Source organism: Clostridium estertheticum subsp. estertheticum, assembly GCF_001877035.1.
GTDB classification, from domain to species: domain Bacteria; phylum Bacillota; class Clostridia; order Clostridiales; family Clostridiaceae; genus Clostridium_AD; species Clostridium_AD estertheticum.
Window position 1 is genome coordinate 3555901 of sequence record NZ_CP015756.1, and the last position, 17548, is coordinate 3573448.

General features: G+C 31.5%; 13 protein-coding genes. All 13 read right to left on the reverse strand.

Features of this window, described 5'->3' with window-relative positions; translation table 11 throughout:
* Positions 1 to 23: 23 nt before the first annotated feature.
* Positions 24 to 1028: a LacI family DNA-binding transcriptional regulator gene (locus A7L45_RS16790; protein ID WP_071613857.1), complete on the reverse strand. Its 1005-nt coding sequence runs from the start codon at positions 1026 to 1028 to the stop codon at positions 24 to 26.
* 45 nt (positions 1029 to 1073) lie between these two features.
* Positions 1074 to 2618: a UDP-glucose--hexose-1-phosphate uridylyltransferase gene (gene galT, locus A7L45_RS16795; protein ID WP_250637449.1), complete on the reverse strand. Its 1545-nt coding sequence runs from the start codon at positions 2616 to 2618 to the stop codon at positions 1074 to 1076.
* A 115-nt stretch (positions 2619 to 2733) separates the two neighbouring features.
* Positions 2734 to 3894 carry a galactokinase gene (locus A7L45_RS16800; RefSeq protein ID WP_071613859.1) on the reverse strand — a complete coding sequence of 387 codons (1161 nt, stop codon included), beginning with the start codon at positions 3892 to 3894 and terminating at the stop codon, positions 2734 to 2736.
* Positions 3895 to 4114: 220 nt separating this feature from the next.
* A complete protein-coding gene (gene arcC, locus A7L45_RS16805) occupies positions 4115 to 5065 on the reverse strand; it encodes a carbamate kinase (RefSeq protein WP_071613860.1) in 951 nt (316 codons plus the stop codon).
* Between the two features lie 64 nt (positions 5066 to 5129).
* Positions 5130 to 6251, reverse strand: coding sequence for an aminotransferase (locus A7L45_RS16810; RefSeq protein WP_071613861.1), 1122 nt, complete (start codon positions 6249 to 6251; stop codon positions 5130 to 5132).
* Positions 6252 to 6276: 25 nt separating this feature from the next.
* Positions 6277 to 7698 (reverse strand): arginine-ornithine antiporter, encoded by a 1422-nt coding sequence (arcD, locus tag A7L45_RS16815; protein WP_071613862.1) that lies wholly within the window; start codon positions 7696 to 7698, stop codon positions 6277 to 6279.
* A gap of 96 nt (positions 7699 to 7794) precedes the next feature.
* A complete protein-coding gene (argF, locus tag A7L45_RS16820) occupies positions 7795 to 8793 on the reverse strand; it encodes an ornithine carbamoyltransferase (RefSeq protein ID WP_071613863.1) in 999 nt (332 codons plus the stop codon).
* A 55-nt stretch (positions 8794 to 8848) separates the two neighbouring features.
* A complete protein-coding gene (gene arcA, locus A7L45_RS16825) occupies positions 8849 to 10072 on the reverse strand; it encodes an arginine deiminase (RefSeq protein WP_071613864.1) in 1224 nt (407 codons plus the stop codon).
* A gap of 551 nt (positions 10073 to 10623) precedes the next feature.
* On the reverse strand, positions 10624 to 12030 hold the full coding sequence (locus A7L45_RS16830; protein ID WP_071613865.1) for an amino acid permease: 1407 nt from the start codon (positions 12028 to 12030) through the stop codon (positions 10624 to 10626).
* An 80-nt stretch (positions 12031 to 12110) separates the two neighbouring features.
* Entirely contained in the window at positions 12111 to 13772 is a 1662-nt protein-coding gene (locus A7L45_RS16835) for a M20/M25/M40 family metallo-hydrolase (RefSeq protein ID WP_071613866.1), read from the reverse strand.
* A 121-nt stretch (positions 13773 to 13893) separates the two neighbouring features.
* Positions 13894 to 15315 (reverse strand): amino acid permease, encoded by a 1422-nt coding sequence (locus A7L45_RS16840; protein ID WP_071613867.1) that lies wholly within the window; start codon positions 15313 to 15315, stop codon positions 13894 to 13896.
* A gap of 36 nt (positions 15316 to 15351) precedes the next feature.
* On the reverse strand, positions 15352 to 16398 hold the full coding sequence (gene ord / locus A7L45_RS16845) for a 2,4-diaminopentanoate dehydrogenase (protein WP_071613868.1): 1047 nt from the start codon (positions 16396 to 16398) through the stop codon (positions 15352 to 15354).
* Positions 16399 to 16453: 55 nt separating this feature from the next.
* Positions 16454 to 17524, reverse strand: a complete 1071-nt coding sequence (orr, locus tag A7L45_RS16850) for an ornithine racemase Orr (RefSeq protein WP_071613869.1) — start codon at positions 17522 to 17524, stop codon at positions 16454 to 16456.
* Between the last annotated feature and the right edge of the window lie 24 nt (positions 17525 to 17548).

The following is a 17548-nucleotide window of genomic DNA, read 5'->3' on the forward strand; positions in this document are numbered from 1 at the left end:
CGGTTTATTTAAAGTAAACTACTCTATGAATTTGTTTTAACTTGTGAGCAACTACCTCTTTTTATAATTTTCGTTGGTATAACTACTTTTTTAGGTATTTCTCTTTCCTCTTTTAACTGCTCAATTATTAACTCTACAGCAGTTTCTCCCATAAACTCCATATATATTTTCACTGTAGTTAATGGAGGTACTATAAACTGTGATGTTATATTATCATTATATGATATTACACTTATATCTTCTGGTATTCTTAGGCTAGCTTCACTTATAGCTCTATAAGCTCCTATTGCCATAGAATCATTAGCTACTATATAAGCAGTTATATCATTTTTATCTTGTAATGCCTTTTTCATTAGCTCATAACCACTTTGTGGTGTAAATTTACCTATATACAAATTAGTTTTGTAATCTATTCCTCTAAGCCGCATTTCTTCTTTATATGTTCTCTCACGCCTATCCACAAAAATATCTTTGCCATCATTAATGTATTCTATTCCACTAATAAAGCCAATATTTTTATGTCCGAGCTTTTCTAAATAATTTAATATGTTAATAGTTGCATACTTTAGATCACATACTACGGAATCATAAACATCACTTTGTGGTGATGAGTCAACAAATACTATATTCTCTGATACTGTTTTTAGCTTTTCCAGTTCCCTAATCCCAAATTTGCCAATAGCTATAATTCCATCCACTTCTTTTAAGCCTATATTAAAAAGCGGTGATAATTTTACCACTTCTATATTTTCACTAGCGCATTTTTTCTCTACAGCTAGTCTTATAGATAAATAATATGGATCTAGTACCTCCTCTTTTTCAGTGTACCAATTTGCTATAGCTACCTTAAACGTACTTTTCTTAATATTTTTATCATTTTTTTTAACATAGTTTAATTCCTCAGCAACTTGAAATATCCTTTGTTTTGTAATATCCGTTACATTTAATTTTTCATCAAAGTTTAATACCCTGGATACAGTAGCAATTGATACTCCAGCGCTGTTTGCTATATCTTTTATTGTTACCATTAATTTCACACTCACTTGCCTTTTGAAATGTTTAAAACCATTTCTCTATAAACTATTAATAAATGTATTAAAAGCTTGTTTTCCTTTAACATCTGTTTTAAATACTCCAGCCTGTTCTAGAACCTTTGAAAATACAATACCTATTTCTTTTTTTAATATTTCATCAACATTTTTTTCATTAATATCCGAATATTTTTGAGTGAGCTTTATTGCCCATTCTTTATGTTTTATAAGGTCTTCTTTATTGTCTAGTTCCATAAATATATTTTTATCTTTATTATTTACTAAATAATAACTTAGCTCTTTTATCTCTGTTTTTAATCTTGCAGGTAAAACTGCAAGTCCCATAACTTCGATGAGTCCAATATTTTCTTTCTTTATGTTATGTAACTCTTTATGAGGATGAAAAATTCCATCTGGATACTGAGCTGATATTCTATTATTTCTTAGAACTAAATCTATCTCGTATGATTCTCCTCTTCTTCTGGCTATAGGGGTTATTGCGTTATGAGCAGCCTCACCCGTAAATGCACTTATGGAAACACTCTCATCAGAATAATTCTTCCAAACTTTCAAAATGTGATCTGCAAGTTTTACAAGTGTTTCCTTATCTTTACCATTTATTCTAACAACACTCATAGGCCAATTAACTCTACCAATTGTTACTCCCTTGTATCCTTTAATATTAAATTCTTCCTCTATAGGTGCCTTTGCCATAGCAAATTCATAGTTTCCACCTTGGAAATGATCATGACTTAATATTGATCCTCCAACTATAGGAAGATCTGCATTAGACCCTACGAAATAGTGTGGATATTGCTCCACAAAATCTAGTAACCTTTTAAATGTTTCCTTGCATATTTTCATTGGCACATGTTCACCATTTAATATTATACAATGTTCATTGTAATAAACATAAGGAGAGTATTGTAAAAACCATTTATCTTTATCTAATATAACAGGTATAAGCCTATGATTTCCTCTAGCTGGATGATTTATTCTACCTGCATACCCCTCATTTTCTTTGCAAAGTAAACAAGAAGGGTAAGCACTTGATTTTAAATTTTTAGCTCTGGCAATTTCTTTTGGATCCTTTTCAGGTTTAGATAAATTAATAGTAATATCTATATCTCCATAACTTGTTGCTACTTTCCATTTTAAATCCTTTTGTACTCTTTCCCATCGTATATAATTTGAACTTATACTTAATTTATAAAAATAATCCGTTGCTTTTTGGGGACTTTCCTTATAAAGCCTTTTAAATTCTTTTATTATTTCTGATGGCCTGCCTATTAAACAAGCCATTATTTTTGTGTCAAATAAATCCCTAGCAATTATGCCATCATCGTTTATTACTTTATTGTCGCACGCCCACAAATTTATATTATCCAAAACTTGTTGAACTTCATATTCTTTATCTTCAATGTTTTCTTCCTTAATCTCATCTAAAGATAAAGTTTCTAGAAGTCTGTTTTTTGTATATATTAAATCCTCTTGAGCTATTAAATGCTTATTTATTGCATAATAAAGCAACTTTTGGACCTCACTTGAAATATTTACTGCCATGTTATCATCTCCTAGTAGTTTCATCATCTTTGATGCTGTTCATCACCTACGGTGCTGTTTCATCTTCTGCGAAGCTGCTTTCATCACCTTCGGTGCTGTTCATCTTCTGCGAAGCTGCAAGTCATCTTCCTCGAAGCTGTTATAGTTTTCTTGCACCATCACCTATTTGAGCTACATAAAAGATTGCTTCGTATCCTATTTTATTCTTATATTCTTCCCCAACATTTTTAATGAAATCATCTACAAACTCATCTTTAACTATACTTACTGTGCATCCACCAAAACCAGCTCCTGTCATTCTTGACCCAATTACACCTGGCATTTTCCATGCAATTTCAACTAAAGTATCGAGTTCTATTCCTGTAACTTCATAATCATCTCTTAATGATATATGCGACTTGTTCATTAACTCACCAAATAATTTTATATCTTTATTTTCAAGTGCTTTTACAGCTTTTAAGGTTCTTTGATTTTCATAAATGGCATGTTTTGCACGTCTCGCACATACTTCATTTTTTATAAGATGTCTGTTTTTTTCAAATACATCTTCATTTATTTCACAAAGAGCATTAATTTTAAGTTCACTTTGTAAATCTTTAAGAGCAGTTTCACATTCTGATCTTCTTTCATTATATTTAGAATCAGCAAGACCTCTTCTTTTATTCGTGTTTGATATTACTATAGATGCTCCGTCAAGCTTAATGCTTGAATATTGATATTTTAATGTATTTGTATCTAATAGTATTGCTTTATCTTTTTTACCCATACCTATAGCAAATTGATCCATAATACCACAATTTACACCTACATATTCATTTTCCGCCTTTTGACTATACTTAACGATATCTATCATACTAAGGTCAAAATTATATAAATCCTTTAAAACAACCCCTGTAACTACCTCAATAGATGCTGAAGAAGATAATCCTGCGCCATTTGGTATATTTCCGTAAAATAATATATCAAATCCACTATCTATTTTCATACCGTTATTTTCAAAAACCCAAATTACTCCCTTAGGATAATTTGCCCAATCGTGCTCTTTGTTGTATTTCATGTCATCTATATTTATTTCCATTATTCCTAATTCTTCAAAATTCTCTGAATAAAATCTTATCTTTTTATCAGTTCGCTTTTTAATTAGTGCATAAGTACCAAAAGTTATTGCACATGGAAAAACATTACCGCCGTTATAATCTGTATGCTCTCCTATTAAATTTACTCTACCTGGAGCGAAAAAAACCTTTTCAGCCTCGCATTTATAAACCCTCTTAAACATATCTTTTAATTTATTAATCATAATTGAATTCCTCCCTATAATAAATAGTTTTCGTGTTTCTCTATATGTATAGGTTATCATTGTTTTAGTAAAATTTCAATAGTTTTAGTAAAATAATTATTTTTTATTTGATTACACAAAAAAAATCATCCCATTAAATGGATTTTCAACTGTTTTTTAGTTGATTCCATTCAATAGGATGAAATTATATATAAATATAATCTTATAATTTAATTCTAATCTATTTTGTTATTATTGTACCCGCTACTTCTCTTATTGCATCCTTAGCTTTTTCAAGAGATGTTATAATTGCTTTTCTACCCTCTTTTGCTTCGACGAATATAAGAGCAGCTTTTATTTTTGGAAGCATGGAACCAGGAGCAAATTGTCCTTCTTTCATATAAGTTTTAGCTTCTTCTACTGTTATTTTTGAAAGGTTCTTTTGATTTGGTTTGCCAAAGTTAATAGCAACTTGCTCAACTGCTGTAAGCACAACAAGAAGATCAGCATTTATTAATTCCGCTATTTTACAAGAAGCAAAATCTTTGTCTATTACAGCTGGTACTCCCTTAAGGTTACCATTACCCATATCAATTACAGGTATACCGCCCCCACCAACAGTTATAACAATATGTCCAGCATCAACTAATGTCTTAATAATAGGTTTTTCAACTATATCAATTGGTAATGGAGATGCCACAACTCGTCTCCACCCTCTATTAGAATCTTCCTTCATTGTATATCCTTTTTCAGTCATTAATTTATTAGCCTGCTCCTGTGTAAAGAAAGAACCTACTGGCTTAGTTGGGTTCTTAAATCCAGGGTCATTTGCATCTACTATTACTTGAGTAATTACGGTAGCAACTTCTTTATTTATTCCTCTTTTTCTCATCTCTGCCCTAATGCTTTGTTGTAAATGATATCCTATATATCCTTGACTCATAGCACCGCATTCAGGAAATGGCATTACTGGACTATTTTCATTTATAGAAGCTGCGGCCTCATACGTAGCTACAAGTTGACCTACTTGAGGTCCATTACCATGAGCAATAATAACCTCATGACCTTCTTCAATTAAATCTACAATAGTCTCTGAAGTTTGCCCAGCTGTTATTAACTGAGCTTCTGCTGTAGTATCTTTCGGATTTGCTTGAAGGGCATTCCCCCCAAGTGCAATTACTATTCTTGACATATTAATCTCTCCTTTCATACCTAACCTAAAATATTATCTTCATAAAAAATCATTTCAGATTAGATTATTTATCAAACTTTCTTAAATAAGCAGATAACTCTTTTAATCCATTTTTTAATATTTCTGTATGTGTACAGTAACCTAATCTAGCATGTCCCGGAACATCAAAACGATTGCCAGGTACTAAAAGGACCCCTTTTTCTTTTAAAATATCTATACAAAATTGCTCAACATCAATAGGTATATCTAATTTAATAAATGATGTAGAAACATATTTCGGGAATACTAATGAAACACGCGGCTCATTTTTAACCCATTCCTTAACAATCTCTAAATTCGTATGAACAATTTTTTTATTTCTATCGTAGACTAATTCCTTATTTTTTAATACATGAACAGCTAGATAATCATCAAAAACGCCTGCACAAATCATAGTATAGTCCCGATATTTTCTAAATGAATCTGCGAGTTCTGTATTGCTAGCAATCCAACCAACACGTATTCCTGGAACTGAATATGTTTTTGATAAGCTGTTAGTCGAAATTCCTTTATCGTACAAGTCTACTATTGAAGAAACAACAATTGAGGAGTCTAAAGGTTTATATACTTCATCAACTAAGATATAAGCACCAACATTACTCGCAATTTTTACTATTTCTTTTAGAAAGTCATCATCAAATATAGTTCCAGTAGGATTGTTTGCATTATTTAAACAAATTAATTTTGTATTTGGACGTATTAATTTTTTTAGTTCATTAAGCTTTGGTAACCAATCATTTTCTTCATAAATTTCCCAGAAGTCTACTTCGGCACCAAAAGATTTCGGAATATCATATAATTGCTGATAACTAGGATGCATCGAAATTACATGATCACCGGGCTCGATTAATGAGTATAATGCTAAAAGATTTGCACCAGTTGCTCCATTTGTTTGCAAAATATTTTCAGGTGGAACATTTTTATATAGTTTACTAACTTCTTTTTTAAAGTCTGGAGAACCTTCTATCCATCCATAGTTCATTTTTGTTTTTAATAGTCCATCAAAAAATTCCTTTGGAGTTGTACCATCTATAGATATTATTTCTTCTAATGAAAATGATGCAATGGAACTTCCTGCTATATCATAAATAGCATCATTTTCCCAAACATTTAACCATTCTTCAACGCCAAAACTTGCAATGTTCATATTAAATCATCTCCTTTTCAATAATTTAAATAGCAACTTTTCTTGTAGCTAATTGGGAAATGATATATATTGCTCCTATAACAATTAAAGCAGTCAATATAGCTTGTCTCTTTGTTAACCAGTTCTTTTCACCATTTTCTTTTCTAGCCATGGCAAAGAACACAATTCCAGGAATATAAGCTATAAGGCATAGTAAAGTATAGTTTAGTCCTGAAACTACTATTGCCCATGTTTCAAAAATCACAGTAATTAAACCTACTATTATTTGTTTTATTTGTCCTTTTTCATGTCTGTTTAGATAAGATATTTTAAATTGGTACAATCCAACAAATAAGTAACATACGAGTATTGCCGCGGTACAAAGAGAATACGCAAATTGGTATGCCTTATCGGTAAATAAGAAAGTAAAAATAAACAATTGAGTTAATACTGCTGTGATAATTAAAGAAAAAGTTGGGGCACCAGCTTTATTTACCTTACCAAACACTTTTGGTAATAATTTTGAACGAGCCATTAAAAGAGTTGTTTCAGATGGTAACATCGTCCAAGATAACCATGCACCTGAAATCGAGATTATCAAACCTACATTTATAAATGCAGCTCCCCAAGGTCCAACAATATCTTTTAAAATATAAGCCATTGAAGGAGTAGCTAATTTCGCTAACTGATCTTTACTCATAACACCATAAGGAATCATTGAAGCAAGAATATAAATAGTTAATAATCCTATTAACCCAAGAATAGTTGCTCTTCCAGCTTCAGATTTTTTATTAGCACGAGAAGATAACATAGAAGCTCCTTCTATACCAACAAAAACCCACATCATTACCATCATACAACTTTTAACTTGTGAGAATATATCTGATAGCTTAAAATTAGTAGATATGTTACCCCAAAAATGATTTGTGAATAAATCTACCTTAAAAGCTACAATACCTATTACTATGAATAAAAAGATAGGTATTAATTTAAATATGGTAACTACTGTATTTATAAGAGCAGCTTCCTCAACGCCTCTATTAACTATGTAGGTAAGTACCCACATAATAATACTTGCACCAATAATCGAGGCAACATTTTGACCATTTCCAAAGACAGGAAAGAAATATGAAAGTGTACTCATTAGCATTGTGGCAAATGCTACATTACCAAGCCATGCGGATAACCAATACCCCCATCCACTAATGAACCCTCCAAATTTTCCAAAACCATCTTCTGCATAGCTGAAGATACCATTTAATTCAGGTTTTTTTAATAATAAATTGTTAAAAGATAACGATAACATTAAAATGCCAAAACCAACAATTATCCATGCAATAATTGCAGGTCCTGCAGCAGCACCTGATGCTAAATCACCCGATATATTAAATATACCAGCACCTATTGAGGAAGTAATAACTAGTGCTGTTAGTGAAAATACGCCTAATTTTTTAGATTTATCAGCCATTTTATAATCTCCTTCTAACCGTACTTGCAATATTGGAATTTGGCGAGAGTAATAATATTACCCTCACCAAAGTTTATAATTGTAAATTATTTTAGGCTAGTTTCCAAGTGTAGCAACCATAACAGCTTTGATTGTATGCATCCTATTTTCCGCTTCATCAAATACAATAGAATGTTTACTTTCAAATACTTCATCCGTAACTTCTAAACCTTCAAGACCATATTTTTCAAATATTTCTTTTCCTACGATAGTCTTTAAGTCATGGAATGCTGGTAGACAATGCATAAATTTAACATTCTTATTGCCTGTCTTATTAAGCATTTCCATATTAACTTGGTATGGTCTTAATAGTTTTATTCTTGATGCCCAAACCTCATCTGCTTCACCCATAGAAACCCATACATCTGTGTATATTACATCTGCATTTTTAACTCCTGCATCCACATTATCTGTAATAGTTATTTTTGCTCCTGTTTCTTTTGCAATTTCATTACATTTTTGAACTAATGCTGTTTCTGGGAATAAGCTCTTAGGTGACACGATTCTAAAGTCCATACCCATTTTAGCAGCACCTATCATCAATGCATTTGCCATATTGTTTCTTCCATCACCAGCATATACAAATGAAATGTCGCTTAATGGTTTGTCAAAGTGTTCTTTTATAGTTAAAAAATCTGCAAGAATTTGTGTTGGATGGTCCTCAGTTGTTAAACCGTTCCATACAGGTACTCCTGCATATTTAGCTAAATCTTCAACAATATCTTGACCATATCCTCTATATTCTATTCCATCATACATTCTTCCAAGAACTCTCGCTGTATCTGCTACAGATTCTTTTTTACCTATTTGAGTCCCTGTAGGTCCAAGGTAAGTTACATGTGCTCCTTGGTCAAGTGCTCCTACTTCGAAGGCACATCTTGTTCTTGTAGAACTTTTTTCAAATATTAGAGCGATGTTTTTACCTTTTAAGTTCTGCTGCTCTGTACCTGCATACTTAGCTTTTTTTAAATCCGCAGCTAAATCCAAAAAGTAGTTTATTTCCTTTGGAGTAAAATCCATCAAAGTTAAAAAGTTTCTGTTTCTTAAGTTAAACATAATAATTCCTCCTAATATTTTTATTTGCTTTTATCATTTTATCATATTATCATTATTATAAGTTATCTCTATTTAGTGGCATGCTCATACATCTAGGGCCGCCTCTTCCTCTTGATAATTCAGCACTTGGCATTGTTATAACTGTTATACCACGTTTAGATAAAATTTCATTTGTGATATAATTTCGTTCATAAGTTATAACCTTTCCTGGTGCAATAGCTAGAGTGTTTGATCCATCATTCCATTGTTCTCTTGCTGCTACAATAGAATCACCACCACCGCATCTTATCAATTCAACTGAAGGTACCTTTAATGCGGATTTTAATACATTTTGCAATACATTTTTTTCTTGTTTAATATTTATTTCCCCATTAAGACCCTTTGTAATTTCAAAAACATTAAGTGGTCCTTCTATCTCTGGGTGTATTGTAAATTTATCATAATCAACCATAGTAAATACAGTATCAAGATGCATAAATGCTCTGCTTGATGGAATTTCTAATACTAATACCTTTTCAAAAGAAGTGTGTTTTGCAAATAAATTCCTTGCTACCACTTCTATTGCTTCAGGTGAGGTCCTTTGACTACATCCTATTGCAAGAGTTGTAGCAGATAATACAAGCTCGTCCCCACCTTCTATATTATTAGGAAGATTCCTATCATACCAAAGTGGTACTTCCTTCTCTTTAAAAGATTTATGATATTCATGAATAAATTCTAGGAACAATGTTTCACGCCTTCTTGCTTCAGTTTGCATAGTATTTATAGTAATACCATTTCCAATTGAAGCACCCGGATCACGAGTAAAGTAAAGATTTGGCATAGGATCTAAGTAGAATGGATACTGATTTCCTATTAATCCTCTTAGAGAATGCATTTCCTTAACCTCTATCTCATTTTTTCTAACTCCAGCCATAAGTGTATCAATCATTTCTCCAGTAGGCTTTGACATTAAATAATCATAAAGAGATTTATATATTTCTTTATTGCTAATGTGGCTTTCTTGTAAGAACTGCTGTAAAAATATTTTTTTTACTTTATCATCCCCCAAAGCCTCTGTAACAAGTTCTTCTAGATAAAGAACCTCAACATCGTTTTCCTTTAAAAGCTTTGCAAAAATATCGTGCTCTTTTCTGGCTACCTCTAAATAAGGAATATCATCAAAAAGCAATCTTTCAAGAAGTTCTGGTGTTAAATTTTCTATTTCTCTACCTGGTCTATGTAACATTACTTTATTAAGTTTTCCTATTTCCGAAGTTACATTTATAAATGAATCCATGATATTTCATCTCCCTATCATTTCTTTTGATGCCTTCATTATAAAGTCTTTTATTCCATAAATAAAACCCCTTATTATACCATTGTTCTACATATATAGTATCTATTAGCTTTCACGTTTATTTATAACCATATTTATATATCAACCTCCATTTTACGCTATAATTATATATATGTTGCTACTTGCAATTTTCAAACAACGAATAGATTGTATATATATTCACAATGTTCTAATTTATAATGTATAACACAAAAATTATAGCATAAACATACATAAAAGTTTTTTTTGGTTCTTTATACACATAATTGCATAATAATGCTAAACTTAAAGTTATATCCCTTATATACTAGTAATTACATTACTTATATTTATGCACTTTTGCTTTTTATTTCCAAAAATAATTATTGAAATCGTTGCCATAATTAGCATTGTTAACACTTTATTCATAATATTTGAACGCTAAAATCAGAAAGTAGATCTAAAATAAAAAAATAATTTCTGTATTATACAGAAATTACTTTTTTACTTTATAATAACTTATTTTTCACCAATTACAAAACATTGGTGTTTTCTATCTTTTTAGAAAAGTATTTAAACGAAATATATAATATAATAATTGTTGGAACTCCTGTAATAACAGCTATTTTTTCTGTTGGATCAAATATCATAGCAATTACGATTATACCATATAATATAAGCGCTAAAATTGGAGTTACTGGATAAAATGGAGTTCTATATTTTAAATCCTCAACCTTATTCCCTTCTGATATATAACGTTTTCGAAATCTCATTTGGCATATACAATCTATTGAATAAATGAATATATCAATGCTAGCGAGAAGAGAGATTAAGAAAAGATAAACTGTATCCGCTGCTATAAAACTAGAAACGATCGCAAATGATGCAAACGCAATAGAAATAGCAAGTGAATATATTGGAACTTTATTTTTATTCAATTTTGCTAATATTTTTGGTGCTTGTTTATGCTTTGCAAGAGACCATAATGTCCTTGTACTTGCATATAAAAAACCATTTGCTGACGAGAGTGCTGAGGTAACAACAATTATATTCACTAGAAGTGCAGCTGAACTTATTCCGGCGCTTTTAAACATATAAGCAAAAGGACTACCTGCAAGATTTGCTTCTCTCCAAGGAAGAACACACCCAATTAAAATAACACATACCACATAAATTAAGGTTATAGAAATTACATATCCTTTTATGGCTTTTGGCATTTCAACTCCTGGATTTTTACTCTCACCTGCTGCAGTTGCAATAAGATCTGACCCACCAAATGCAAAGATAGCAGATAACATACATACAACAATGGCTTTAAACCCATTAGGAAATGCTCCTCCATCATTTACAAAATTCGTGAACCCAATTGATTTCCCTCCAATAACACCTGTCATAATTCCAATTCCTACAATAACAAAGAGAACTACAGCGATAATCTTAACACTCGCAAACCAAAATTCTGTTTCACCATAATTACGAGCTGGAAGTACATTAAGTAAAACTAATAAGATAGTAAAAGCAACAATCCAAACTAGTGAATTTACAGTAGGAAATATATTTTTCATTATAATTGCTGAAGCGACTAATTGAGCTGTAACTGTTACCGCACAACTTATCCACTTCATCCAACCAGACGTAAATCCTATTGCTGGGCTAATAAATTCTGTTGCATAAGCTTGCACATTACCTGAAACTGGCATTGCCACTGTTAGTTCTCCAAGACATGACATCATTAGATACATAATTAATGCACCAATCAAATATGCAACCACCGCGCCACCAGGTCCCGCATTGTGTATAACATAACCTGAGGCTAAAAATATGCCCGTACCTATAGTTGAGCCAAGTGTGTACATTTGAATGTGTCTACTTGATAAACTACGTTCAAGTCCTTTAGATTTATCAAGTACCTCTTTTATTTCATTGTTATTTGATTTCATTCTACATTCCCCCTTTATTTAATATTTTGGTAAGCATGTAAATTTAAAATCCAACCCTTGTTTCCAAATCAAATATTTTCTTAATTATTTTTTAAAACATACTCAATTACACCATTAATTAGTCTTGGTGTTTGTCTTATTACATCAAGAGTAAAAACTCTTTCTGTAAACTTATGTAGATCCTTTCCGTAAGGACCTATATTTATGCTTGGAATATTTAATTGTTTTATAGTTTCAAATGGAATATCATACATATTATTCCAAAGTGGCATGTTAAATTCTATATGTGGTATGACGTTCTCACTTTCATTCAAGGCTGAATAACTCATATCAGAAATACCCATGAAATAATTTCTCTTACTATAAGTTTCATAACACACTTCCCTCGCAATACGAACTACCGCATTGCCAATATCTGATACATTATTATCTAATTCTTTAAAATCATTAATTGATATGTGAGGATAATAAGGTGGAGAAAATGCTATAACCACCATTGGTGTTTTATCTGTAATATATTCTAATGTTTTACCAATTAGAGCCATATTACTCTCGGGCATACCAATGATGTTATTTTTTATATCTACTTTTAATTTATCAATAGTTAAATTATAATCTAAGAGAAATTTTTCTCCAGATTGTTCAATGGCATCATTATATATTTGTGAAAAGGTTTTAACATTTGTCTTCCAAGGGAGTTTATGTTCATTTTCATTTTTCTTATTTAGGTAATTACTGTAGCTTTTATTCATTTTGCATATAACATTTTCAAATGTTTGTTTAGAAATTTCAAGTAATTGCTCAAGTATTACCTTTGGCGTTCGCTTAAGGGTTAATACACTAAAATATCCACCTGCCGAATCTGGTATAGACGCATCATAACATTTTTTTCCATCTCTAAAATAGTTCCAGGAAGGTGGCGGTGATACTTCATTCTCTACAACATCTGAGAAGTCCGAATTAAGTTCCGTTTCACTTGCAATTTGCGATAATAAAAGGAGCGGATTAAATCCTTGAAAAATGTCACCAATATGAGTTTTTTTACCCCTTACATACACAACAGGCATTAATTTCCCAACAGAACCTGTATAAAACACACCTTCATTATTTTCCGTTTTCTGGTGTGGCTCTGAATCAATTAAAATAGTATATTCCAAATCAAATTTATTCTTTATTTTTTTAAGTAACTCTGCACTACTTCTCATTCCGAGCGATAATGATTCCTCATCAGCAACCGATATAAACAGAATATTACCATTAAAATTTTGCTTCTTTGAAAATTCTTCAATAATTGACAACTGAATTGCAATACCTGCCTTCATGTCTGCAGCTCCTCTTGCAAAAATCCATTCTCCGCTTATTAAATCCTCTTCAACATCTTTTGCTAATTCAACATTTTTCAGCATTTCTCTAAGTAATGCAGGTTGATAAGCATAAGTTTTCAGAGTTTGATAATCATAAGCATCTACAACATCATGATGATTAAGAAGAATAACTGTTTTTCTCCCAACCCCTTTAACTAAACCCCATACGACTGCTCGTTCTAATGAGTCATTCTTAAGTGGATAACTTCCTGAGTTATTTGTATTACTTTTAAAATAATCTAGTTTTTGTAACCAATCATATAGATATTTTTCAACGTCTTTCTCTAGTGACGTTCCTGTATCACTTTGTATTGAAACTAGTTCTTCTAAAGTGTCTTTTATTTTTTTTTCAGAATCTTCCATTAGAGCACTAATCATGAATAACGCCTCCAGATATAATAATAAATCCAGAAGGAGATTTAGAGTCCCTCTGAATTAATTTTTGTTATAACCTATTATTTATACTTATAAAAATGGGTACTTTCCTTCTAAAATATTACTACACAGAAATTTTACCCATAGCTGCTGCTATTATCATAATAATAGCCACTATAACAATAACTACCATAGCCAACTTTTCTTTAGAAGTAATAACTTCATTTTTTTCTTTTTTGGCTTTTAAATAAAAACCTATACCTACTGCATAAATTACAACAGCTAAACCTAAATATCCAATTCCTACCGCATATATAACATAAACTGAATAAATACCTGCAATTATTGATATAATTTTTTCTTTAATATGTCCACTTTCTTTATTATATACTTTATATGCAAACATAGATGATAATAAATATGGTATTAATATATTAGTTGTACACATATGAGTTGCTACATAGTAGGCCTTTTGTAGTGCTGGTGATAACATAGCTAAAAGCCCTATTTGTGTTGCAAGCATTGAAAATAAAAGAGCATTCGTAGGTACGTTTTTACTATTATTCTTTTTAAACCATTTAGGCATTAGCCCATCTTGATCTGCTGGAACATACAATATTTCTGTAGTTAACAAAAGCCAGCAAAGGAGTGCTCCTATAAGTGAAACTAAAATTCCAACTTTAACTATCATAGCCCCCGCGCTTCCTAGGGCTGTTTGTGCTAAAACAGCTGCTAATGGTGTTTGTGCTGCAACTAAAGCTTTAGCTGGCAGAATACCCATTGACAATATAGATATTGATACATAAAGTGTTGCCGTTATAGCAAGTGAAATTATTGTTCCTTTACCAACTAGTATTTGTGATTCTGCTCTTTGGGATAAGACTACTAGGCCTTCAACACCCACAAAACACCATAAAATTGTCCCCATTGCTCCACTTATCTGTTTTCCTAAATTAACACTGTCTCCACTTGATGCTAAAACAGTCTGCCAATTATCAACATTAAATATACCTAGCTTAAAAGCTGAAAAACCAAATATAATTACTAAGATTAGTGGTATTACTTTTCCAATTGTAACTACTAAATTTAGGATACCCGCTTGCCTTATACCCCTTCTTATTACAAAATAGTATGACCACAAAAGGATAGATGCAAATATGAATGATAAAATAGGAGGCATTGAATATCCTTCTCCTATTAAACTATTGATAGTCTTAAAAATTAAAATAACAAATGCAATATTCCCAAGGAAAGAACTTGTAAAGTAACCCCAAGCTGAATTAAACCCTACAAAGTCACCATATCCTTCTTTTGCATATGAATAAATCCCTCCTTTTAATTCCGGTTTTTTATTTGAAAGTAAGTAAAATACCAACCCTAGCATAACTACGCCGAAAACTCCAATACCCCATGAAATAAGGACTGCCATTGGATTTGTTGTTGATATTAGGTCCGTTGGGCTATTAAAAATACCTGATGCAATCATAGTACCAATGCCTAAAGCTACAAGTAGCCCAAGACCTAATTTTTTATTGTCTTCTTCCATTATAAAAAACTCCCCCTAATGTTCGTTTATTCTACTTTATTTTACTAAATTTCTTACATCACCTATTATAGCTCTTGGAACTGGTAAATCAAGCATTGTTTTTAGTCCTGGTTCTGAATTCATTACAAGTGGAATCATATTAACACATATAGCAATTGTAGCAATGCCTCCCGGTATCTCTGGTTTTATTTGGAGGTTCAAGTTTGGAACTCCCTTAATTGTAATATAATCTCCAGTGTCAACATTCTCAAGTTCTGGTCTTATCTGTTGAGGATGCTCCATTGTAGCAAATACTTTATCTCCTAAACTTGCATATCCCAATTGGCTACATCCTGCAACTTCTCCAGCTTCCACCGAAACAATATCCGTGCTGCGTGGTACAGTTGTAACAATTGGTGATTTTTCTTGTCTAATATTATTGAACTTTATATTAAACGCTTCTTCAAACATTCCAAAAGATTGCATAAACCCAACATGTCCATCTACTGTATTGTCTTTAACTCCTTGTATAAATTGTTCTGGTTTTAATCCTATACCTTGCTCAACCATAACTGCTTTACCAAAACAAGCTAAATCATTTACTCTAGTAGCCTTTATGCTATCAACGGTATCAGAAACCCCTGTAAGCATTATAGCAACTAAATCCATTATAAATCCAGGATTTACTCCAGTTCCTAATATTGAGATCTTATTTTCTTTAGCTATTCTATCCATATCATCTGATAATTTTGGATCCATTGCTCTTGGGTATGACATTTCTTCAGCTGTTGTTACGATATCCATGCCAGCTTCTGCTGCCATTTTTATTAATGGAAATACAACTTTTGTAAAGGAGGCTGTTGCCATAAGACAAACATCTGCAAAACTCTTCTTTATAACATCCTGTGCATTTTTTGTGACGATGCAAGAATTATCTTCATTTGCTTTTACACCTAACACTTCATAAAGCTTTTTGCCAACCTTATTGGGATCCATATCAATAGCTCCAACGATAGTAAATCCTTTTTTGCTAAGTACCATTTTAGCAATACCGCTTCCCATTGAACCTAATCCCCAAACTACAACTCTTATTTTGTTTTTCATAATATGTTCCTCCTTAAAATTTTAATATTTAATTTCATATAATGCAAATTAATTTTTAATTAATATAATACTTTTCAACATAAGGGGAAGTCATTGCCTTAAGTAAACATCCATAATCTATTTTAAACTCTACTATACTTCCCACTACTAATTGCTTTTTACTATCAGTAACATCTAAAATTAGATGATCACTACTTGCACCAAAAATACTTATGTCATTGTCCAAAGGAGTTATCCCTTCTACTCTTATATCTTGTCTTCCTAATGCTATAATGGCTCTTTTTCTTATTCCTTTATCTTCAAAAGAAGGAATATGACCAAACGCATCCATACCTATAGTGCCTGTTGGCAACGTTGGTTTGCTCTTTATTTCAACTATTTCACCGCTGAGTATAAAAGCATCATCATAGCAATTAGTCACTGGTTTCCCAAAAGAAGTTTCTCTACCAATAACTATTGCTTCTCCAATTCGAAGCTGATTAATTTCTTTTGGCATTGTATCATTAATCACCATATATAAACTACTAGAGTTTCCTCCTGAAATTACAGGTAATTTTAAATCAAACCCTTTTTCCATCTCAATTTTTGACTTTGTAAGCTTACCTAAGTTTTCAATATCCGGAATTACTCCACCATAACAAGTAACATTGGTTCCAAGGCCTATTAGCTTAATATTATCTAATTTTACTATTTTACTGACAATAGAAACTACATCATCAACTAATACTCCTTCTCTTAAATCCCCTAAATCTACCATTAGTATAATGTTATGGATTTTATTTAATTCTTTTGCAGCTTTTGATAACTGCTCTATTGTATCTGTTTCGGAATTCAAGCTACAATCACTATACTTAACAACCTCAGAAACTTCACTTATCATTGGAATTCTAAGCAGCATTTTTTTACAATTTAAATCTTTTAATTTTTTTAAATTTAAAATTCTAGAATCCCCAACCATAGCTACTCCAGCTTCAATTATAGCTTCTACAATAGGCACCTGAGCACAATATACTTTGGTTACCGCCACAACATCTATCTGTTTTTTATTACACATCGCTAGTATTGTTTTTACATTGTGAGTCAATTTTTTAAGATCCACTTCCATACAAGGATATTTTTTTCCCATATAGATACTCCCCTTATTTTAAAC